General features: G+C 68.9%; 14 protein-coding genes. 9 read left to right on the top strand and 5 right to left on the bottom strand.

Annotated features, from left to right (window positions below; translation table 11 throughout):
• Positions 1 to 8 precede the first annotated feature (8 nt).
• The 4 genes from AC1D2F_RS06430 to hemL are packed head-to-tail and all read left to right on the top strand — an operon-like array spanning position 9 to position 4408.
• Positions 9 to 998 carry a uroporphyrinogen-III synthase gene (locus AC1D2F_RS06430; protein ID WP_476966416.1) on the top strand — a complete coding sequence of 330 codons (990 nt, stop codon included), beginning with the start codon at positions 9 to 11 and terminating at the stop codon, positions 996 to 998.
• Positions 995 to 1978, top strand: a complete 984-nt coding sequence (gene hemB / locus AC1D2F_RS06425) for a porphobilinogen synthase (protein WP_364745785.1) — start codon at positions 995 to 997, stop codon at positions 1976 to 1978. Before AC1D2F_RS06430 ends, hemB begins: the two co-directional genes overlap by 4 nt.
• Positions 1975 to 3063 (top strand): LLM class flavin-dependent oxidoreductase, encoded by a 1089-nt coding sequence (locus AC1D2F_RS06420; protein ID WP_364745787.1) that lies wholly within the window; start codon positions 1975 to 1977, stop codon positions 3061 to 3063. Before hemB ends, AC1D2F_RS06420 begins: the two co-directional genes overlap by 4 nt.
• A 13-nt stretch (positions 3064 to 3076) precedes the next feature.
• Positions 3077 to 4408: a glutamate-1-semialdehyde 2,1-aminomutase gene (gene hemL / locus AC1D2F_RS06415; protein WP_229994153.1), complete on the top strand. Its 1332-nt coding sequence runs from the start codon at positions 3077 to 3079 to the stop codon at positions 4406 to 4408.
• Between the two features lie 72 nt (positions 4409 to 4480).
• On the opposite strand, the gene AC1D2F_RS06410 is transcribed toward hemL, so the two are convergent.
• The 4 genes from AC1D2F_RS06410 to AC1D2F_RS06395 all read right to left on the bottom strand — a co-directional run bounded on the left by AC1D2F_RS06410 (position 4481) and on the right by AC1D2F_RS06395 (position 8054).
• Entirely contained in the window at positions 4481 to 5218 is a 738-nt protein-coding gene (locus AC1D2F_RS06410; RefSeq protein WP_364745790.1) for an amino acid ABC transporter ATP-binding protein, read from the bottom strand.
• Positions 5215 to 5979 (bottom strand): amino acid ABC transporter permease, encoded by a 765-nt coding sequence (locus AC1D2F_RS06405; protein WP_229994151.1) that lies wholly within the window; start codon positions 5977 to 5979, stop codon positions 5215 to 5217. The genes AC1D2F_RS06410 and AC1D2F_RS06405 overlap by 4 nt, the downstream gene beginning before the upstream one ends.
• 3 nt (positions 5980 to 5982) lie before the next feature.
• A complete protein-coding gene (locus AC1D2F_RS06400; protein WP_229994176.1) occupies positions 5983 to 6918 on the bottom strand; it encodes an ABC transporter substrate-binding protein in 936 nt (311 codons plus the stop codon).
• Between the two features lie 425 nt (positions 6919 to 7343).
• The gene (locus AC1D2F_RS06395) at positions 7344 to 8054 is read right to left on the bottom strand and encodes a 3'-5' exonuclease (RefSeq protein ID WP_229994150.1); all 711 of its coding nucleotides are present in this window, start codon (positions 8052 to 8054) and stop codon (positions 7344 to 7346) included.
• A 97-nt stretch (positions 8055 to 8151) separates the two neighbouring features.
• On the opposite strand from AC1D2F_RS06395, the gene AC1D2F_RS06390 reads away from it, so the two are divergent.
• The 3 genes from AC1D2F_RS06390 to AC1D2F_RS06380 all read left to right on the top strand — a co-directional run bounded on the left by AC1D2F_RS06390 (position 8152) and on the right by AC1D2F_RS06380 (position 15598).
• Positions 8152 to 8568, top strand: a complete 417-nt coding sequence (locus tag AC1D2F_RS06390; RefSeq protein WP_229994149.1) for an MGMT family protein — start codon at positions 8152 to 8154, stop codon at positions 8566 to 8568.
• 113 nt (positions 8569 to 8681) lie between these two features.
• Complete coding sequence (locus AC1D2F_RS06385) at positions 8682 to 11978, top strand: ATP-dependent helicase (RefSeq protein WP_229994175.1); 3297 nt, start codon at positions 8682 to 8684, stop codon at positions 11976 to 11978.
• A complete protein-coding gene (locus tag AC1D2F_RS06380; RefSeq protein WP_476966415.1) occupies positions 11975 to 15598 on the top strand; it encodes an ATP-dependent helicase in 3624 nt (1207 codons plus the stop codon). Before AC1D2F_RS06385 ends, AC1D2F_RS06380 begins: the two co-directional genes overlap by 4 nt.
• 52 nt (positions 15599 to 15650) lie before the next feature.
• Here the strand turns inward: AC1D2F_RS06380 and AC1D2F_RS06375 are convergent, their stop codons facing one another.
• Positions 15651 to 17282 (bottom strand): macrolide 2'-phosphotransferase, encoded by a 1632-nt coding sequence (locus AC1D2F_RS06375; RefSeq protein WP_476966414.1) that lies wholly within the window; start codon positions 17280 to 17282, stop codon positions 15651 to 15653.
• A 176-nt stretch (positions 17283 to 17458) separates the two neighbouring features.
• Here AC1D2F_RS06375 and nudC point away from each other — a divergent pair, with 176 nt between their 5' ends.
• Together nudC and AC1D2F_RS06365 are read left to right on the top strand one after the other, a co-directional pair.
• Positions 17459 to 18538, top strand: a complete 1080-nt coding sequence (gene nudC, locus AC1D2F_RS06370) for an NAD(+) diphosphatase (RefSeq protein WP_414645493.1) — start codon at positions 17459 to 17461, stop codon at positions 18536 to 18538.
• A 140-nt stretch (positions 18539 to 18678) separates the two neighbouring features.
• The gene (locus AC1D2F_RS06365; RefSeq protein ID WP_476966439.1) at positions 18679 to 20817 is read left to right on the top strand and encodes an ATP-dependent DNA helicase UvrD2; all 2139 of its coding nucleotides are present in this window, start codon (positions 18679 to 18681) and stop codon (positions 20815 to 20817) included.
• Positions 20818 to 20839 lie beyond the last annotated feature (22 nt).

Below are 20839 nucleotides of genomic sequence, written 5' to 3'. Positions count from 1 at the left end.
ACCACTTCATGGGACGGCACAGCGACCATCACCACACGGGCGGAACACCGGGCATGAGGGTGCCGGACGGTGCCCGTGTGCTGGTAGCCCGCAGCCCGGACCGGGCGGGGGAGCTCGTCACGGCCCTCCGCCGTGTCGGTGCCGAGCCCTTGCTCCTGCCGCTGATCGACTTCGAGCAGGCCAGTGACCAGCACTCCCTCGACGTCGCCTTCGACGCCCTCGGCGCCGGGGCCTACACGTGGCTCGTGATCAGCAGTGTGACCACCGTCCAGGCTCTTGAGGCGAAGGCGGCCGAACGCGGCGCCTCCCTCAGCAGCTGGCTGCCCGGCAGCATTCTCGTGGCCACGATCGGCCCGGCGACCCGCAGCTTCCTGGAATCCCGGGGCATCAGCGTCGACCTTGCCCCCACAGGCCAGCAGTCCGGAACGGGTATGCTCGACATCTGGCCCCAGAACCAAGGCAGCGTGCTCCTGCCCCAGGCGGACATTGCCGACCCGCGGCTGCGCAAGGGCCTCGAGGCCCGCGGTGCGGCTGTCCAGGCCGTCACCGCCTACAACACGGTCGACTATCCGGCCGATCCGCGCCGGGCCCTGCCCGCGTCTGCACCGACCTCACCGCAGACCTCACCGCAGACGTCGCCGCAGACCTCGCCGCACGGGACCGGTCCCGCAGGGCAGGACGCGCCGCCGCCCACCGTGCTCACGGTGGCCGAGGCGAAAGCGGAAATCGGTGCCGGCCGGCTGCACGCCGTCGTCGCCGCCTCGCCCAGCGCAGTCCGCCGCATCCACGCGGACCTCGCCCCGCTGGGCAACTGCCGTTTCGTCGCCATCGGACGCTCGACGGCGGCCGAGGCGGCCTCACTCGGACTCACCGTCGCCGCCGTCGCCCAGGAGCCTACGGCGTCCGGCCTGGTTGCCGCCGTCGTCCGGTCCCTGGACCACCAGCACTCTTCACCTCATCCGTCAGTCGCAGAGCCCTCAGCAAAGGACACCACATGAGCTTCCCGACCCACCGCCCACGCCGGCTCCGCACCACCCCGGCCATGCGCCGGCTGACCGCTGAACACCGGCTCTCGGCCTCGGAGCTCATCCTGCCGGCCTTCATCCGCGAAGGCCTGAGCGAGCCCAACCCGATCGCCTCGATGCCCGGCGTGCAGCAGCACACCACCGATTCGCTCCGGCGCGCCGCGGCCGAGGCCGTGCAGCTGGGCGTCGGCGGCATCATGCTGTTCGGCGTCCCGGCAGTCCGGGACGCGCTCGGCACGGCCTCCCTGGACCCCGACGGTGTGCTGAACAAGGCCATCCGGGACGTCCGCGCCGAGGTCGGCGACGAACTCGTGGTCATGAGTGACGTGTGCCTGGACGAATTCACCGACCACGGCCACTGCGGCGTCCTCGACGCCAACGGCTACGTCGACAACGATGCGACCCTGGAAATCTACGGCCAGATGGCGGTCGCGCAGGCCGAGGCCGGCGCCCACGTCCTGGGCCCCTCGGGCATGATGGACGGCCAGGTCGCCGTGATCCGACAGGCCCTCGAGGACGCCGGGCACGCCAACACCGCCATTGTGGCCTACGCCGCGAAGTATGCCTCCGCGTTCTACGGCCCGTTCCGCGAAGCCGTCGACTCGCAGCTGACCGGCGACCGACGCACCTACCAGATGGACGCCGCGAACCGTCGGGAGGCGATCCTGGAGGTCGACCTGGACCTGGCAGAAGGCGCCGACATGGTCATGGTGAAGCCTGCCATGAGCTACCTGGACATCCTTGCCGACGTCGCCGCCATGAGCCCCGTCCCCGTGGCCGCCTACCAAATTTCCGGCGAGTACTCGATGATCGAGGCCGCCGCCGAGAACGGCTGGATCGACCGCCGTGCCGCCATCACCGAGTCCGTCCTGGGCATCAAGCGCGCCGGTGCCAACATGGTGCTGACCTACTGGGCGAGCGAGCTCGCCGGCTGGCTGAAGGAATCCCGGTGAACACGGCCCCCGAGCCCCGGATCTCGACGCCCACTGCCCCGGTGGGGTCCAACCGCATCCTCCTCGGCCTGAACACCTTCGGTGACGTCGGCGTCTTCCCGGACGGCCACCCCGTTCCGCACGCGCAGGTGCTGCGGCAGCTCCTGGAACAGGCCGAACTTGCGGACGAGATCGGCCTGCACGCCTTCGCGGTGGGGGAGCACCACCGCCGCGATTTCGCGGTTTCGGCCCCGGAGGTCTTCCTGGCCGCGGCGGCCGCCCGCACCAAGAACATCCGGCTCGGCTCCGCCGTGACAGTGCTCAGCTCCGATGACCCCATCCGGGTCTTCCAGCGCTTCGCCACCGTGGACGCCATCTCCGGCGGCCGGGCAGAGGTCATGCTGGGCCGCGGGTCCTTCATCGAATCCTTCCCGCTCTTCGGCCTCGACCTGGCCGACTACGAGGTCCTCTTCGAGGAAAAGCTTGAGCTCTTCGACAAGGTCCGGGCACAGAAACCGGTCCACTGGGAGGGACGCACCCGGCCGGCCATCAACGGCCTGAGCGTCTATCCGCCGCTGGAACACCACCTGCTGCCGACCTGGATCGGCGTGGGCGGCACCCCCGAATCGGTGCTGCGCTGCGCCGAGTACGGCTACCCGATCATCTTCGCGATCATCGGCGGCCAGCCGCGGTCCTTCGCGCCGCTGGCCAACCTCTACCGTGAGGCCATGGGAAAGTACGGGCACCCGATGCAGCAGATGGCCACGCATTCACCCGGCCACGTTGCCGCGACGGATGAGGAAGCCCGGGAGGAGTTCTTCCCGCACTGGCTCGAGCAGCGGAACCGGATCGGGGCCGAACGCGGCTGGGGTCCGGCCAGCCGGGGCGAGTTCGACGCGATGTGCACGCCCGAGGGAGCCCTCTATGTCGGCTCGCCCGAAACCGTGGCCGCGAAGATCGCCCTGCTCAAGAAGAACCTGGGCGTGGACCGCTTTGACCTCAAGTACAGCAACGGCACCCTGCCGCACACGGCGATGATGCGCTCCATCGAACTTTTCGGCACCGACGTGGCGCCCCGCGTGGCCGCGCTGCTGGCCGCGAACTGAAAGAATAGGAACCATGACTTCCAGCATGCCTCGCAACGAGGAACTCTTTGACCGCGCCCGCCAGCTGATGCCGGGCGGCGTGAACTCACCCGTGCGCGCCTTCGGTTCCGTGGGCGGGACGCCGCGGTTCATGGTGTCCGCCAAGGGTGCCTACCTGACCGACGCCGACGGTGCCGACTACGTCGACCTCGTCTGCTCCTGGGGCCCGGCGCTGCTGGGGCACGCCCACCCGGACGTCCTCGCCGCCGTGCACGCCGCCGTCGACCGCGGACTGTCCTTCGGCGCCTCCACGCCGGACGAGGCGAACCTTGCCGCCATCGTCAAGGAGCGCGTCCCTGCCGCCGAGCGCGTCCGGATGGTGTCCACCGGCACGGAGGCGACCATGACGGCCGTCCGGCTGGCCCGCGGCTTCACCGGGCGGAACCTCATCATCAAGTTCGCCGGCTGCTACCACGGCCACCTCGACGGCCTCCTCGCCGCCGCCGGCTCCGGCCTGGCGACCCTCGCGCTGCCCGGCTCGGCCGGCGTCACCGCCGCTACTGCCGCCGAGACCCTCGTGCTGCCTTACAACGACCTCGACGCCGTCGAAGCCGCCTTCGCCAAGCACGGTGACAGCATTGCCGCCGTCATCACCGAAGCCGCTCCCGCCAACATGGGCGTGGTCACCCCCGGCGACGGCTTCAACGCCGGCCTGTCCCGGATCACCCGCGAGCACGGCGCCCTGCTGATCCTCGACGAGGTCCTGACCGGCTTCCGCACCGGCTACTCCGGCTACTGGGGCCTCACCGGCGGGGCCGCCGACGCCGCCGAGCCGTGGACCCCGGACCTGCTGACGTTCGGGAAGGTGATTGGCGGCGGCATGCCGACGGCGGCCCTCGCCGGACGCGCGGAGGTCATGGACTACCTGGCGCCCCTGGGACCCGTCTACCAGGCCGGGACCCTGTCCGGGAACCCGGTCGCCATGGCCGCCGGGGTCGCGACCCTCACGCACGCGACCCCCGAGGTCTATGCGTTCGTGGACGCCCGCTCGCTGGAACTCTCCGCGGCGCTGTCCTCCGCCCTCGACGCGGCCGGCGTGGACCACTCCATCCAGCGCGCGGGCAACCTGTTCTCCGTGGCGTTCGGCACGGGCGCCCGGGGTGTCCACAACTACGAGGACGCCCAGGGCCAGGAAGTGTTCCGCTATGCCCCGTTCTTCCACTCCATGCTGGACTCCGGCGTCTACCTGCCGCCGTCGGTCTTCGAAGCCTGGTTCCTCTCCGCCGCGCACGACGACACTGCGATGAACCGGATCTTCGATGCCCTGCCGGCCGCGGCGAAGGCGGCAGCCGGCGCCACGGCGTAGCCTGAGCCCTTTAACGACTGATGGCACCCGCCGCGGCGGGTGCCATCAGTCGTTAATGCCGCGGCCGGCGAACTACAGAACGTCCGCGAGGAACCCCTGCAGCCGTTCAGTCCGCGGGCTGGTAAAGATTTGTTCCGGCGGACCGGACTCGACAACGACGCCGGCGTCCATGAAGGTCACGGTGTCCGAGACGTTGCGGGAGAAGCCCATCTCGTGGGTCACCACCACCATGGTCATGCCGCCCTTGGCGAGGTCGGCCATCAGCGCCAGCACACCCTTGACGAGCTCCGGATCGAGGGCGGAAGTGGCCTCGTCGAAGAACATCACCTCCGGCTTCATGGCCAGGGCGCGGGCAATGGCGACGCGCTGCTGCTGGCCGCCGGAGAGGTTGGCAGGACGCGCGTCGGCCTTGTGCTTGAGCCCCACCAGGTCGAGCTGCTCGAGCGCCTCGGCCCGGGCCTGCTCGGCCGGCAGCTTGCGCAGCTTCCGCAGCGCCAGCGAGACGTTGTCCACCACGGTCTTGTGCGGGAACAGGTTGAACTGCTGGAACACCATGCCGATCCGCTGGCGCAGCTCGTCCGGGTTGTCCTTCAGGACCGAGCGGCCATCGAGCAGGATGTCGCCCTGGTCCGGTTCGATCAGGCGGTTCATGACCCGCAGCAGCGTGGACTTCCCTGAGCCGGAGGGGCCGATCACCGAGGCGGTGGTGCCCGTCGCGACGTGCAGGTCGATGCCGCGGAGGACATGGTTTGAGCCGAAGGACAGGTGAAGATTCTTGCCGGTCAGTGAGCCGGAGGCGAATTCGCTCATGCCTGAGCTCCCTTCCCGATCAGGGCCGCGGCGTCGTCCGGCTGCCGTTTCTCCGGACGGCCGGTACGCAGGCGCTTGTCGATGTAGTTGACCAAGTGGGTCAGCGGAACGGTCAGGATGAGGTACATGAACGCCGCGGCAACCAACGGCGACAGGTTCCCCGTGTTGGCGGCGGCATCGTTACCGATCCGGAAGATCTCACGCTCGCTTGCGAGGAGGCCCAGCAGATAGATCAGGGAGGAGTCCTTGATCAGCGTGATGAACTGGTTGACCAGGGCCGGGAGCACCCGCCGGATGCCCTGCGGAATCACCACGAGGCGCATGGATGAGCTGTAGCTGAATCCCAGGGCGCGGGAGGCCTCGAGCTGGCCCTTTTCCACGCTCTGGATGCCCGAGCGGAAGATCTCGCCGATGTAGGCCGCCGCCATGAGGGTCAGGGCGAAGATGGCGAGCGGGAACGGGTTTGTGGATCCGGTCAGTGCCCGGACTATGGGTCCGAGCCCGAGGCCGATCAGCAGGATGACCACAATGGCGGGAACGCCGCGGAACACATCCGTGTAGATCCGGGAGAGCACCCGCAGCGCAGTGCTCCGGGATGTGCCCATGACGGCCAGGACCATGCCCAGGATGCACCCGAGCACACCCGAGGAGACCGCCAGGATCAGGGTGTTCCGCAGGCCGAACATGATCATGTTCGGCAGGACGGCCGCCATCGCCTCCCAGTCAAAGAAGGTCTTTACGAGTTGATCGAGTGCATCCATGGACTAGGACTTCGGAACGGTGACGGCCTTGGAGCCCGGGGACCACGTGGCCGGGGTCTCGCGGTCCGGGTACCATTCCTTGGTCAGCTTGGACCAGGTGCCGTCGGCAATCACGGCGTCGAGGCCGGAGTTCAGCGCGTCAATGAGCGGCTGGTTTTCCTTGTTCACGGCGTACGCGGTGAAGTTCTGGGTGTTCACAACCGACTCGGCGATGACGGTTCCGTCGCCTTCCTTGACCTGGCCGGTGGCCTGCTGCGACGGTGCGACCCAGGCGTCAACCTGGCCGTTCTTCAAGTTGGCGTAGGCGGTGTTGTAGTCCTCGAAGCGGACCGGCTCGATCTGGAGCGTGTTGGTGACGTAGTCATCCTGCACGGTGCCCTGGACTACGGCGATGCGGGTGTCCTTAGTCAGGTCCTTGAAGCCTTTGATGTTGGAGTCCTTCTTCGCCACCACGGCCATGTAGCCGAAGTCGTAGCCGTTGGTGAAGCCCACGGTCTCGCGGCGGGCGTCAGTGGTGGAAATCGAGGAGGACCCGAGGTCGAACTGCTTGTTCTGGACCTGGGCGAGCAGCGACGCGAAGCCGGTCGCCTTGAACTCCACCTTGAGGCCCAGCTTGTCCGCAATGGCACGCAGGAGCTCGTTGTCGTAGCCGGTGAACTTGCCGGACTCGTCGATGTAGATGTTCGGCGGGGCGTCCGAAAGCGTTCCGACAGTCAGGGTTCCCTCACTGATCAGGCCGAGCTTGGACTTGTCAATCTTGTCCAGGGGAGTGACGTCCTTGGTCGTGTATTTGTCCAGGGATTTCTGGTCGCTGCCCTGGAGGGCATCGGAGGGTGAGGCCGTTGTCTGCGCCGACCCGCCGCCGCACGCTGCAAGGGAGACCGCCACGGCGAGGGCCACGGGAACGGTTGTCAGCCACTTCAAGGCTTTGCTTTTCATCACGCAATCACTTTCGTCTGAATTCAGAGGGTCGCGGGAGGCTCATCGGGCCCCCGGCCGCTGATTTGGGCGCCGGGTGGAGCAGGCACACCGCGAAAGATAATTGTGTCATCCGACGTGGACGCCCATTCAATCCGAACGAATCAGGGCTGGTGCGAGCGTTTCACGAAGTATCTTCAGGATTCCGGGTGATCGGCCGTGATCCTGGCAGCGGCGGCACGGGGCTGCGGAATCATCGGCAAAGGAGCACCCGGCAGTTGGAAGCCCCGGGTAGTGTGAGCTCCGTCGCAATTGCTGGATTTACGTGCAGCGGGGGTCTAGTTAAGCCGTTCCAAGGGCGAACGTTTCGTTTTAAGAAGTGCTCCCGCACCCTGCTCCGGACGTCAAGGAGCCCCGGCGTCCAGTTGTCCCGGCGTCCGGAAATCCTAGAAGTCGCCGCGGCTGGCGTCCTCGGGCGGCAGGACGGGCCAGTCGCCTTCGATCACGGCGGCTGGCTTCGTTTTGCGCAGGTAGCTCTGGAAATCCGCGGCCTGGGCCGAGGCCCATTCGACCTGGAGCTGGTGCAGGTGGCTCGCCGGCATCCTGAGCTTGGGGAATTTGCCGGCCATGGCGTCGAGCATGCGCAAGGTTGCCAGGGCGTCGGCAGCGGAGGTGTGGGCATTGTCCAGGCTGACGCCGTATTCCTCACACAGGGCGGTGAGCGTGCGCTTGCCCTTGCGGTACCGGTCCACCTGCTTGTTCATGATGTAAGGGTCCAGGACCGGGAAGCGGCTCAACTGCGGGACGCCGTACCGGGCCGACTCTGCCGCGAGCACGGTGAAGTCGTAGCTGGCGTTGAAAGCGATGACGGGAACGTCGGCGTCGAACAGCTCCTGCAGCACGGCGGCGAGTTCGCGCGTCACCTCGGCGGCCGGGCGGCCTTCGCGGCGGGCTTGCTCGGTAGTGACGCCGTGGATATCGCTGGCCTCGGTGGGAATCTCAACGCCCGGATCGGCTAGCCATTCGTGTTCCTTGATCACTCCGCCGACGGAGTCCACCACTGTGACCGACGCCGTGACGATCCGTGCCGAGCGGGAGTTGCGGCCCGTTGTTTCGAGGTCGAAGGCTGCGCGGGGAAGGCTGTTCCAAGTGCTCATGCGTCAACGCTACCTGCTGCCTCCGACAGTTCTTGACCGCCGTGCCCGCGTGCCGTCCGGGATCGGGTCCAGCGTCCGGAACGGCTAGGCTGGACCGATGCGGACGGAGTATGTGGAGGCGGTGCTGGAGCTCGTGGCGTTGATCCCGGCCGGTACTGCGGTGGCCTATGGCGACGTTGCGGAACTCCTCGGCTCCGGCGGCCCGCGCCAGGTCGGTTCGGTCATGAGCCACCATGGCAGCAGCGTGCCCTGGTGGCGCGTCCTGAAGTCCAGCGGGGACGCGCCTCCCGGCCTCGAGCACGAGGCCTTGGCCCTCTATCTCCAGGAGGGTACCCCGCTGCTGGGCCGTTATGACGACTTCCTCCGGACCGGCGAGGGACGCTGGCGCGTTGACCTGGCCTCCGGCCGGTGGGCGCCCACCGACGCCGACTTCGACCGGATCGACGCCATCGCGGAGCGGCTCGAGCGGGAGTCGCATAAATTGTCGGTACCCGATGATGAAATGACTGTGTGAGTACCCCCAGCCACGGCCAGAAGTTTGAACAGGCAGAGATTAAACAGGCAGAGTTTGAACAGGCAGAGTCAGAGCAGGCACAGTTTCAGCAGGCAAAGTCTCAGTCTGCAGGACTGCGCCTGCTGCCGCCCCGGACCCACCACAGCGCGGTCCCGGTGCTGTCGCTGGACCAGCTCGGCGCCGTCGAGGTTCCGTCCGGCTCCGGCCCCGTCCTGGTGCCAGGAGCACCCGGCACCGGTAAATCGACGGTCCTCGTCGAGGCTGCCGTCCGCCGCACTCTCCGGGACGGCCTGGACCCGGAGCGGATGCTCATCCTGGCTCCCGGAAGGCTCGCCGCGGACACGCTCCGCGACCGCTTCACGGCCCGCTTGGACCGGAGCCTGAGCACGACGCCGGCGCGGACCTGGGCGTCATATGCCTTCGATCTGATCCGGCGTGCCAAGGCAGAAGGCCTCCTGCCGCTGCCGCGCCAGCCGAAGCTGCTCTCCGGCCCGGAACAGGACCTGATCATCAAGGAGCTGCTGGAGGGCCATGCGCTGCCCGGCCTCGAACTGCCGTGGCCGGAGGACCTGGACGCTGCCCTGCAGACCCGCGGTTTCCGCCAGGAAGTGCGCCAGCTCTTTGACCGGATCATCGAATCCGGGCGGACGGCCGAGGACCTCGTGGCGTTGGCCCGGCAGTGCAACCGGCCCGACTGGATTCCGGCGGCCGCACTCTACTCCGAGTACCGCGACGTCCTGGACCTGCGCATGCCCGAGGCCTTTGACCCCGCCGGCATCATCACTGCCGCACGCCAGATCTTCCAGGACTCACCGGATTTCCTCGCCGCCGAGCGTGACCGCCTGCAACTGATTCTGGTGGACGACATCCAGGAGGCGAACCCCGCGGTCTTCGAATTGCTGGCGGACATCGCCGCCGGCAAGGACGCCATCATCACTGCCTCGCCGGACACTGTGGTTCAGGGCTTCCGCGGGGCGCGCCCGGATCTCGTGGCGGAGCTTCCCCGCCTCCTGGCCCCTGACGCAGTGATCCTGGAGCGTCCCCTGTGGACGGCGCATCGGCATGCCCCGGACGTGGCAGAGGCATGGCTGTCGGTGGCCGGGCGCATCTCCCGCAGGTCCGGCGGACAGTCCGCACGCCGGCTCGAACAACCTGAACCGGTCCCGGCGCCGGGATCTGAGCTCCCGACGCCGGACGGGGCGCCCCGCGCCGCCGGCCGCCCTGGGGCGGTCGAGGCCCACCTGCTGCCGTCCCCGGTCCACGAACTGCGGTACGTGGCGCAGCGGATCCTCGAAGCACAGCTGAACGACGCCCGGGAACTTGGGGACATTGCCGTGATCGTGCGCAACGGCGGCCAGCTCAGCCAGCTGCAGCGGTACTTGGCCGGCCAGGGGATTCCGGTCCGGATTCCCGTCGCCGAATCCGCCGTCCGGGACGAGGTCGCGGTCCGTCCACTGCTGGATGCCTATGCGGTGGCCCTGGACCCCGCCGCGCTCACGCCCGAGTCGGCCGTGTCCTTGCTGACGTCCCGGATAGGGGGCGCCACGTCGATTGAATTGCGGAGGCTGCGGCAGTCGCTGCGCCGGGAGGAACTCCTGGGCGGCGGCGGACGCACCAGCGACGCCCTCCTGGTCGAAGCTCTGCTGGAGCCCGGGGCGCTGGCAACGCTGGGCATCGAGGGGCACTCGGCCCGCCGGATCGCCCGGATGATCCGGGCGGGGCAGGACGCCGCCGAGGCCCCAGGAGGGAACGCCGAGACGGTGCTTTGGGCGCTCTGGCATTCCACCGGCCTTGCCTCCCGCTGGACCGAGGCCGCCCTCGCCGGAGGGTCGGCCGGTGCCAGGGCCGACCGTGACCTCGATGCCATGATGGCGCTTTTCCATACCGCGGAACGCTTTGTCGACCAGCTGCCCGGCTCCGGCCCCGAGCAATTCCTTGAATACCTGCTGAGCCAGGAACTGCCCATGGATACCCTGGCCGCCCGGGCGCAGCTGGAGGACGCGGTGGAACTCATGACCCCTGCCAGCGCCGCCGGCCGGGAGTGGCCTGTGGTGATCGTGCCGGGACTGCAGGAAGGCGTGTGGCCCAACACCCGGCTGCGCGGCGAACTGCTCGGCAGCACTTTGTTCGCCGACGCTGTCGAACACGGTGTGGAATATGCCCTGCGACTGGATCCGCAGAGCCGGCTGCGCGAAATCCGCTATGACGAACTCCGAAGCTTTTCCACCGCGGTGTCCCGCGCCCGCGAGGTGCTGATCTGCACTGCCGTGTCCTCGGAGGATGAGCAGCCGTCCTCGTTCCTGGACTATGTGGCGCCGCTGCGGCCGGGGCAGGACCGCCGGGGCTTTACGCCGGTCGAGCGTCCGCTGACCCTCCGGGCGCTGGTGGCGGAACTGCGCCAGTACGCCCAGCTCGACCCCAAGGCTGCGGAGTCGGCCGAAGCCGCGGCCGTGCTGGGAGCCCTGGCCACAACTGAGCCGCCGGTTCCGGGCGCACACCCCGCGAGCTGGTGGGGACTGGCCGAGTTGTCCTCGGAGGAGCCGGTTGTTCCGCCGGGCGGTACCGTGTTCGTGTCGCCCTCGAAGGTCGAAACCGTGCAGAAATCGCCGCTGGACTGGTTTGTCCAGGCCGCCGGCGGAGAAGCCGCGACGGATTTTGCCCGCAGCCTGGGAACTCTGGTCCACGCCATCGCGCAGGACCTCCCGGACGCCTCGGGAAGCGAATACGTCGCGGAACTCGTCCGGCGCTGGCCCACACTGGGGATGAAGGACAACTGGGAGGGCAAGCTGGACTTCCAGCGTGCCGAGTCCATGGTCCGCAAGCTCGCCCAGTATGTCCTCGTGATGCGCAGCGAGGGCCGGAGCCTGATCGGCGTCGAACAGGACTTTGAAGTCAAACTGCCGGACGTTCCGGCGGAGACCACCGCCGGACCCGCCTCCGAACCCGGCGACGGCGGGAGCCTCGGACCGGCGCGGCCCGCCGTGCTGCGGGGCCAAGTCGACAGGCTCGAGATCGACGCCGAGGGCCGGCTGGTGATCATCGACCTCAAGACCGGCAAGCGCCAGCCCGGCAAGGCGGATCTGGACCGCCACCCGCAGCTGGGCGCCTATCAGGCCGCCGTGCTGGCCGGGGGCTTTGCAGGTCCCGACGACGGGCCGCCGCCGCTGCCAGGCGGGGCCGTCCTGGCCCAGCTGGGCACCACAACCAAGAGCCCCGGCATCCAAGCCCAGGCCCCACTGGACCCGCAGGACAACTGGGCGCTGGAGATGGTCGGCGACGCCGCCCGTGTGATGTCCGGCAGTGTTTTTCAGGCCCGCCACGATCCGTCCAAGGGAGGCCACGGCGGCCACGGCTGCCGGCTCCCTGAAGTGTGCCCGCTGTGCGTGCGGGGAAAGCAGGTTACTGAATGACCCCCGAGGCGCCGGCGACCGGCCCGGCCGGCCTGCATCCGGCACCGAATCCCCTTCCCGCACCGCGGTTCAGCCCGGAGGAGCTGTCGGCACTGCTGGGGGAGAAGAACAGCCCCACTGCCGAACAGTCCCTGATCATTTCCTCGCCCCTCACGCCGCGGCTCGTGATCGCCGGCGCGGGCTCGGGGAAGACCGCCACCATGGCGGACCGGGTGGTCTGGCTCGTTGCCAACGGCCGGGTCCGGCCGGAGGAGGTCCTCGGCGTCACCTTCACGCGTAAGGCCGCCGGTGAACTCGCCTCGCGGATCCGGGCCAAGCTGGCCGCCCTGACGCGCATCGCGGCGGCCGACACCGGGAACACTGTCTTCCCGGCCGGGCTGCTGAGCACGGACGCGCTCGAACCCAAGGTCTCCACCTACCACTCGTACGCGAGCGGCATCGTGTCCGACTATGGCCTCCGCCTCGGCGTCGAACGCGACGTCGTGTTGCTCGGCGGCGCCCAGTCGTTCCAGCTCGCCAGCGAGGTCGTGGAAGCCTTTGACGGGGACTACGAACACTTCCGGTCCGCCAAATCGACGCTCGTCAAGGCCGTGATCCAGCTGGCAGGAGAATGCGCGGAGCACCTGCAGGACCCGGCCGAGGTCCGTGGCTGGCTGCTGGAACGGGTCGCCGCGTACGAATCGCTGCCGTACGTCGCAGAGGCCAAGAAGAACCCCACCCAGGCGGCGGGCGAGCTCAGCGCGATGCTGCGCACCCGCGCCAGCGTCGCGGACATGGTGGGCCGCTACTCCGCGGTGAAGCGCGCCCGCGGCGCCCTGGACTTCGGCGACCTCGTGGCCCTGGCGGCCCGGGTGGCCAACGAGATTCCGGTCGCCGCCCAAACGGAACGGCAACGCTACAAGGTAGTGCTGCTCGATGAGTTCCAGGACACCTCGCACGCCCAGTTGGTGCTGTTCTCCCGGCTCTTCGGTGACGGCCATGCCGTCACCGCGGTGGGGGACCCGAACCAGTCCATCTACGGATTCCGGGGAGCCTCCGCCGGGCAACTTTTCCACTTCGTCCGTGAATTCCCGGTCCTCGTCAGCGGCGACGGCACCGCCCACAGCAGCGGCGGAGACCAGGAAACCGGCGGGGACCAGGAAACCGGCGGGGGCCAGGAAAGCGGTCCGGCCGGCCCGGCCCGGCGCTTCGCCGTGGCGCCGACCTCGTATTTGACCACCGCGTGGCGCAACGGGCGCAACATCCTGGCCACGGCCAACCTCATTTCGGCTCCTCTGAGCAAGGCGGCGGCGAACCTTGGGACCGCCGGTGCCCGGGAAACTGCCGATGCCGTCGAGGTACCGCCATTGCAGCCCAGCCCGGCCGCCGTCGAGGGCAGGGTCGTGATGGGACGGTTCGCCACGGACGAATCCGAGGCCGCGGCGATCGCCGGAGACGTGCTGAAATTCCGCGTGACGGACTTCGACGCCGCGCAGCCCGCCGACCCGGTTCCGCCGGCCATGGCCGTCCTCTGCCGGCGGCGGGCACAAATGGAATGCATTCGCCGCGAATTCGAAGTCCGGGGCATTCCCTATGAAATCGTCGGGCTCGGCGGGCTGTTGGACACACCGGAAATCATCGATCTTGTGGCCACGCTCCGAGTCCTGGCCGACCCCGGCCGCTCGGACTCCCTCATGCGCCTGCTGGCCGGCGCGCGGTGGCGGATCGGCCCGGCGGACCTGATGGCGCTGCGGGACTGGTCCAGTTTCCTGGCCCGCCGTCGGGGCCGCCCTGGCGGCCTGGACGGCGACGACGCCGGGCGTGCCGACGAGGATACGATCGATGACGCAGTGATTGAAGGCGACATCACGGATTCCGCCAGCCTGGTCGAGGCCCTGGACTGGCTGCCCCGCGACGGCTGGACCTCGGCGCACGGCCGCAGGCTGAGCCCGGAGGCCCGCGGCCGGCTGCAGCGGCTCTCTGACGAGCTCCGGCAGCTGCGCAGCTACATGGGCGACGATCTCACCACCTTGCTGGGCGAAGTCGAACGGGCGATGCTCCTGGACATCGAAGTTGCCGCGCGGCCCGGGATCAGCATCCATCAGGCCCGACGCAACCTGGACGCCTTCCAGGACGCAGCGGCCGGGTTCCTGCACACCTCCCACCGGGTCGACGTCTTGGCGTTCCTCGCCTGGCTTGAAGCCGCGGCGGCCGAGGAAAACGGCCTCGATGCCGCAGCGCCGGAGGTGAACCACGAGGCCGTCCAGCTCCTGACCGTGCATGCGTCCAAGGGGCTGGAATGGGATGTCGTGTTCGTTCCCGGGCTCAACGCCGGAGCGTTCCCCAGCAGCCGGGACTCGCGGTGGAGCAGCGGCAGTGCGGCATTGCCGTGGCCGTTGCGCGGCGATCGCGCCGATTTGCCCCAATGGGACCTCGACCAGCCGGACCAGAAAGGCTGGCTCGACGCGGAGAAGGACTTCAAATCTGCCGTCCAGGCGCACGGCGAAGCCGAGGAACGGCGCCTGGCCTACGTGGCGTACACCCGTGCGAAACACGTGCTCTGGATTTCAAGTGCCGCGTGGGTGGGATCCCGGGCCGGTTTGGCCGAGATGTCACCCTTTCTTTCCGGGCTGGAGGGCCTCACCGCCGACGGCGCAGCCGAAATCCACCCGCTGTCCGTCAGCGAGGACGCGCTGCCCGCGGATAGCCCCTTGACCTCTGAACTCGAAGTCGCCGCCTGGCCCTACGATCCCCTCGAGGGGCCGCATGACCCCCGGACAGGGAAACGGCTGCGGCTTGTCCCGGGCCGGCGTGCGGCCATGGAATCCGCCGCAGCCCGCGTCCTGCAGGCAATGGACGCCGGCCCGGACAGCCACGTGGACAGTGACTCGGCTGCGGCCCCGGCGCACGCCGGTGGAGACGGCGGACGGCGGCCAGTCCTGCGCGGCCCTGCGGCCGGATGGGCAAGCGAAGCGGCCACCTTGCTGGAACGCCGCTCCCGGCGTTCAGTGGTCCAGGACGTGCATCTGCCGGGCCATATCTCGGCGTCCACTCTGGTCGACCTGGAAGATGACGCAGGCTCCGTCGTGGCCCGCCTCCGCAGGCCGGTCCCGCGCGAACCGGGGATGTCGGCCCGCAAGGGCACGGCCTTCCACGCCTGGGTGGAGGAATACTTCGGCGCCGCCGGGATGCTGGACTTTGGTGAGGCTGCCGGCGCTGACGACCACATCGACGAGGCCTACGGCCTGGATTCCATGGTGGAAACTTTCCGCCAGTCCGGGTGGGCGCACCGCGCCCCCGCCCATGTCGAAGTCCCGGTCGAGACACGGATCGGCGACGTCGTGGTCCGGGGCAGGATCGACGCCGTGTTCCGTGACGCCGACGGCGGCTGGGACCTTGTGGACTGGAAGACCGGTCGCCGCCCCTCGGCGGCCCAGCTGAAGGTGAAGGCAGTCCAGCTCGCCGTCTACCGCCTGGCCTGGGCCCGGCTCAAAGGGATCCCATTGGAGGACGTCCGGGCCGCCTTCTACTACGTGGCCGACAACCAGGTGGTCCGTCCGCACGACCTCGGATCAGCGGAAAAGCTTGAGGAAATCGTGGCGGCCGCGCTGGGGAGGACAGCAGCGGCGAGGGGCGCCTAGGCGGATTCTTCCGGCCGGATCGCGCTTGCCGGAATTCGCCCAGCAGGGGGTTCTAGCGGGACGTGGTGTCGACCACCGTGATGGCGGCGGTCGACGTGTTGTCACGAGCGCCGGGCTCCACTGCGGATTCCGCCTGGACTGCGGACTTCGGCTGGACTGTGGAATTCGGCTGGACTGTGGAATCCGGCTGCAAGACGGCGATCGATTGCGTCGACGTGTCCTCGGCGGCGGGAACCGCAGTCTCAGCGTCGCTTTGCCCGGCCTCACCTGCGTCGGAATCCGGGACCCCTGCCTGCGGGGCATCGTCCTGCGTGTCATCAGCCTCGTCGGCAGCCGATGCATCGGCTGAGCCGGGGCTCCGGGGGGCCTCGGGGATGCTGGGCGCGGATCCGGCGACCGGCCCGGCGTCGGCGTCCGCGGCTGTGCCCTCGGGTGTTTCCGTGTCTGCGACCGGCTGTACGACGGCCGTCGGGGCGTCAGCCTCCGCCTCCCGCGRGATCGGCGTGACGTGCACGGCGGGCCTGACACTGATTTCAGCAGAAGCATCATCAGCCGGACCGGTACCGGGTACCGGCTCCATGGGCAGCAGCGTGACCTTGCTGACGGCGGGCGGCGCACCGCTGGCCGGATTGGCCGGAAGTGCCGGCGCGGCCGAAGCCGCGGGCGTCGCCGTCGGCGCATCGGCATCGGCACCTGCACTGGCTTGTTCTGCGCCGGGTTCGGGGGCCGCGACCGGCTGCGGCAGCGGTTCCACGCTGATGGGCTGGCCGCCGTGTTCGGCGACGTCGTCGGCCAGAGTGGCGAGCATGGACTCTGCCTCGTCGATCATGTCCTGGTTGCCGGCGGCCATGCCCTTGACCAGATACTGCGCCAGGGCGAATTCGGCGGACAGCGCAGCCCGCCGCAGCAGGTGGGCATCGGGAACATCGCGCCGGCTGGAGGTGTAGTGATCCAGGACCGCGTTCACAAAGTCCAGTTCGTTCGAGGCGACCAGCCAGGCCATGTCATCCGCCGGGTCGCCGATGCGCAGGTCGGTCCAGCCCGTCACGGCGGTCACCCGGTCACCGTCGACCAGCAGGTTGTCCTCGTGGAGGTCGCCGTGAACGACACAGGGATTGAAGCGCCAGAGGGAGACGTCTTCCATGGCGTGTTCCCAGCGCCGCAGCAGCAGCGGCGGGATTTTTCCGGTCGTGGCGGCCTGGTCCAGTTCATTGAGGCGCCGCTGGCGGAATTCGTTGGGCGTGTAGCTGGGCAGATCGGCATTGCTCACAATTGACCGCGGGAGGTCATGGATCGCGGCCAATGCCGCCCCGATTTCGCGGGCCACGGCGGGGGAGCCGCTGCTGAGGTCGTCCAAGGAGCGGGTGGCGCCGGCCAGGTGCGAGTAGACAAACGTGCTGAGCTGGCCCTGCCGGACAGTTCCCGCCACAGTGGGCATCAGGAACGGCAGCTCGGCCCGGATGCCGGGAGCAAAGGCCCGCAGAACCAGGAATTCGGTTTCCAGCCGGGCGCTGGCTTCGGCGTGCCGGGGGGAGCGGACACGCCAACGCTTGCCCTCGGAGTCCAGCAGGAGGGCTGCGTCGAAGTCCGCCGGATCGTCGGGCGCAGAGCTGACGGCGGTCGGGGTCAGGCCGGGCACCGCCGCTGTTGCTACAGCTGCCAGTTCGATAGGTTTCCTTCTCACCCTTCCACGGTAGATTGAGCGGCGCCCAAGACGGCGATGCACTCCGGCGAGTCTTGAGATAGGGACTAAATGAGGGCGAAAACCCCCGCAAACGGCCTGTCCCGCACACGCCGTGGAGCGCGCGGCGGCGTGGGCGGCAAATGTCAATTGTCTGCCCGAGTCAGTACGGTGGGTACATGAGTCTTGCGGAGTCAGCTACATCAGAGCAAACCCCCTCCGAATCCTCGGCACCCGACGCTGCGGCACCGCCGGTGCAGGTTCTGCCGGCAAACCACCTGATGGACACGGTCCTTCCCGTGCGCCCGGCCCTGGTCGACCGCGGATCCGCGGCACGCGTGAAACCCGGAATGCTGGCCGAGCTGGTGGGTTCAGGCTCGGCGCAGGCCATGGTTCTCTCCGGCCGGCAGGCCCTCGTCAGCGACAGCAGCCTCGTTCTCCTGGACGCGGCAGAGCTCGCCGGGCACTTGGCGAACACCCCGTACGCTCCGGAACACGTGATCTACCTCGGTTCCGCCCTGGCAGGTTCGGACCTCGACGCCGGCACCGAACTCGTCCTGTTCGTCCTGCCGCTCCAGTTCGAAGTCCGGGCCGAGGAGTTCGAGGCCCACGTGGCCGGCATCCCCAGCGATGCGCAGTGGGCGGGTTTCCGCGAAGTCGCGGCACGCTTGAACGCCACGGACACGGCACTGTTCGTCGAGGCCAGTGCCATCGCCAACTGGCACGCCACCCACACGCATTGCCCCCGCTGCGGCACCCCCACGCAGCCGGAAGCCGGCGGCTGGGTCCGGCGCTGCCCGGCCGATAACTCCGAGCACTTCCCCCGGACGGATCCGGCCATCATCGTGACCGTGGTGGGTCCCGACGGGAGGCTGCTGCTGGGTGGAGGGGGCCCGCTCGACGCGCGGAACTACTCGACCCTCGCCGGCTTCGTAGAGCCGGGGGAGTCGCTTGAACAGGCGGTGCAGCGCGAGATCGGCGAGGAAGTCGGGGTCCGCGTCACCGCCTCCCAGTACCTCGGATCGCAGTCGTGGCCGTTCCCCGCCTCCCTGATGCTCGGTTTCACGGCCACCACACCGGACACCGAAGTCCGGCCCGACGGCGTCGAGGTCACCAGGGCGCGCTGGTTCAGCCGGAGCGAACTGCAGGACGCGGTCCTCAGCGGCGAGATCGTCATTTCCAGCAGGCTCTCCATCGCCCGGTCCCTCATCGAACACTGGTACGGCGGCGTCATTGAGGACGCCGCGGACAGCGCCTGACCCGGCCTGCCCCCATCCGCAGGACACCCACTACTGACTGAGCAGCAAAAGTGACCACAGAGAAATTGAATTTCAGCACTATCCCCGGCGGGGAGCCGTCCGGCGGCACCACACCCGGCGGTACCACACCCGGCGATGCCCTGTCCGAAGTTGCGAGGGAACCGGACTCCCGATCGCTGGAGGAACGGATCCTCGGCGGACTCGACGCCGAGCAGCGCGAGGTCGCCAGCACCCTCCAGGGGCCCATGTGCGTGCTGGCCGGAGCCGGCACCGGCAAAACCCGCGCCATCACGCACCGGATCGCCTACGGCGTGCACTCAGGGGTGTACAGCCCGCAACGGCTCCTGGCCGTCACCTTCACGGCCCGGGCTGCCGCCGAGATGCGCAGCCGGCTCCGTGACCTCGGAGTCGGCAACGTTCAGGCCCGCACCTTTCACGCCGCGGCGCTGCGCCAGTTGCAGTTCTTCTGGCCGCAGGCGGTCGGCGGCACTTTGCCCAACCTGCTGGACCACAAGGCACAGATGATCGCCGAGGCCGCCAGGCGGCTCCGGCTCAGCACGGACCGCGCCTCCATCCGCGATCTCGCCTCCGAAATCGAGTGGGCCAAGGTGTCCATGCTGACCCCGGCGAACTATCTGGAAAATGCCCAGGGCCGCGGCACTCCGGGCGGCTTCGACCTGACGGCCGTGGCGCGGGTCTTCCAGTCCTATGAGGACGTCAAAACCGACCGCAACGTCATCGACTTCGAGGACGTGCTGCTGATCACCGTAGGCATCCTGCAGGAGGACCCGAAAGTGGCGGCGACCGTCCGCGAACAGTACCGGCACTTCGTCGTCGACGAGTATCAGGACGTCTCGCCGCTGCAGCAGCGGCTCCTGGAGCTGTGGCTCGGCGGCCGCGACGAGCTCTGCGTCGTGGGCGACGCCAGCCAGACCATTTACTCTTTCACCGGCGCCTCCCCGAAGCACCTGCTTGGCTTCAAAGCCATGTATCCCGAGGCCCACGTCGTCAAGCTGATCCGGGATTACCGGTCCACGCCCCAGGTTGTCAGGCTCGCCAACGACCTCCTCGGGGGCCGGCGCAGCGGCGGCCCCGTGGCGGACGCCGCCTGGGCCACACCGCTGCAGCTCGTGGCGCAGCGGCCGGCAGGCCCGGTGCCGCGGTTCACCGAATGTTCGGATGACGAGGCGGAAGCCGCCACGGTCGCCGCGCGGATCCGCGAACTCCTCGACGCCGGAACACCGGCGAGCCAGGTCGCCGTACTCTTCCGCACCAACGGACAGTCTGAAGCCTACGAACAAGCGCTGGCCTCGGCAGGGATCGGGTACCAGCTGCGCGGAGGCGAGCGGTTCTTCGCGCGTAAGGAGGTCCGGGACGCCATCCTTCAGCTCCGGGCCGCCACCCGGGCAGTGGCCGAAACCGCCACGCCCGAGCCACTCGGGCAGCTTGTCCGCGACATCGTCGCCTCCCTGGGCTACACGGACGCGGCGCCGCACAGCGGGGGCGCGACCCGGGAGCGCTGGGAATCGCTGGCCGCCCTCGTGGCGCTGGCCGACGAACTCGTGATCACCAGGGGCCCGCAATTTTCACTCCCGGATTTCGTCAACGAGCTCCAGGAACGGTCTCTGGCCCAGCATGCACCGACCGTCCAGGGCGTCACCCTGGCATCCCTGCACGCCGCCAAGGGACTGGAATGGGACGCCGTGTTCCTGGTCGGGCTGAGCGAGGGACTCGTGCCGATCTCGTTCGCGGACACTCCGGAAGCGGTGGACGAGGAACGCCGGCTCCTGTACGTGGGCATCACCCGCGCCCGCGAACACCTGTTCCTGTCCTGGTCCACTGCCCGGACACCGGGCGGGCGGTCCAACCGGAAGCCCTCACGCTTCCTGGATGGCCTGCGCCCCGACTCGGTGGCCAGCTCCCAGCTGAGGGGCAAGGGGCCGGCGCCGCGCCGGAAGGCGGCCGTCCCGGCGTCGTGCCGGGTCTGCGGCAGCATGGTCTCCAGCGGCGCCGAGCGGAAGGTGGGGCGCTGCAACCAGTGCCCGCCCAGTTACGAGGAACAGACATTCGACGCGCTGAGGCAATGGCGGAAGGACGTGGCCCTCGAGGCGGACGTTCCGGCCTTTGTCGTGTTCACCGATGCCACCCTGACCGCCATCGCCGAGGCTCGCCCCGAATCGCTGGAACAGTTGGCCCAACTCGCCGGCGTGGGCCCGTCCAAACTGGAGAAGTACGGTGAGGCCGTCCTGACGGTCCTGGCCGAAAGCGCGGTTCAGTGATGTCCGGTGCAGGGGGTTCCGG

The sequence above is a fragment of the Arthrobacter sp. P1_B3 genome (assembly GCF_056406615.1).
Note: the sequence above shows the minus strand (reverse complement) of the source record. Positions and strands in the feature narration are given on the sequence as shown.

What these genes read in the sequence shown, in the direction of transcription:
- AC1D2F_RS06430 (WP_476966416.1), top strand. Translation starts at nt 9, where the DNA reads ATGGGACGGCACAGCGACCATCACCACACGGGCGGAACACCGGGCATG.
- hemB (WP_364745785.1), top strand. Translation starts at nt 995, where the DNA reads ATGAGCTTCCCGACCCACCGCCCACGCCGGCTCCGCACCACCCCGGCC.
- hemL (WP_229994153.1), top strand. Translation starts at nt 3,077, where the DNA reads ATGACTTCCAGCATGCCTCGCAACGAGGAACTCTTTGACCGCGCCCGC.
- AC1D2F_RS06410 (WP_364745790.1), bottom strand. Translation starts at nt 5,218, where the DNA reads ATGAGCGAATTCGCCTCCGGCTCACTGACCGGCAAGAATCTTCACCTG.
- AC1D2F_RS06405 (WP_229994151.1), bottom strand. Translation starts at nt 5,979, where the DNA reads ATGGATGCACTCGATCAACTCGTAAAGACCTTCTTTGACTGGGAGGCG.
- AC1D2F_RS06400 (WP_229994176.1), bottom strand. Translation starts at nt 6,918, where the DNA reads ATGAAAAGCAAAGCCTTGAAGTGGCTGACAACCGTTCCCGTGGCCCTC.
- AC1D2F_RS06395 (WP_229994150.1), bottom strand. Translation starts at nt 8,054, where the DNA reads ATGAGCACTTGGAACAGCCTTCCCCGCGCAGCCTTCGACCTCGAAACA.
- AC1D2F_RS06390 (WP_229994149.1), top strand. Translation starts at nt 8,152, where the DNA reads ATGCGGACGGAGTATGTGGAGGCGGTGCTGGAGCTCGTGGCGTTGATC.
- AC1D2F_RS06380 (WP_476966415.1), top strand. Translation starts at nt 11,975, where the DNA reads ATGACCCCCGAGGCGCCGGCGACCGGCCCGGCCGGCCTGCATCCGGCA.
- nudC (WP_414645493.1), top strand. Translation starts at nt 17,459, where the DNA reads ATGAGTCTTGCGGAGTCAGCTACATCAGAGCAAACCCCCTCCGAATCC.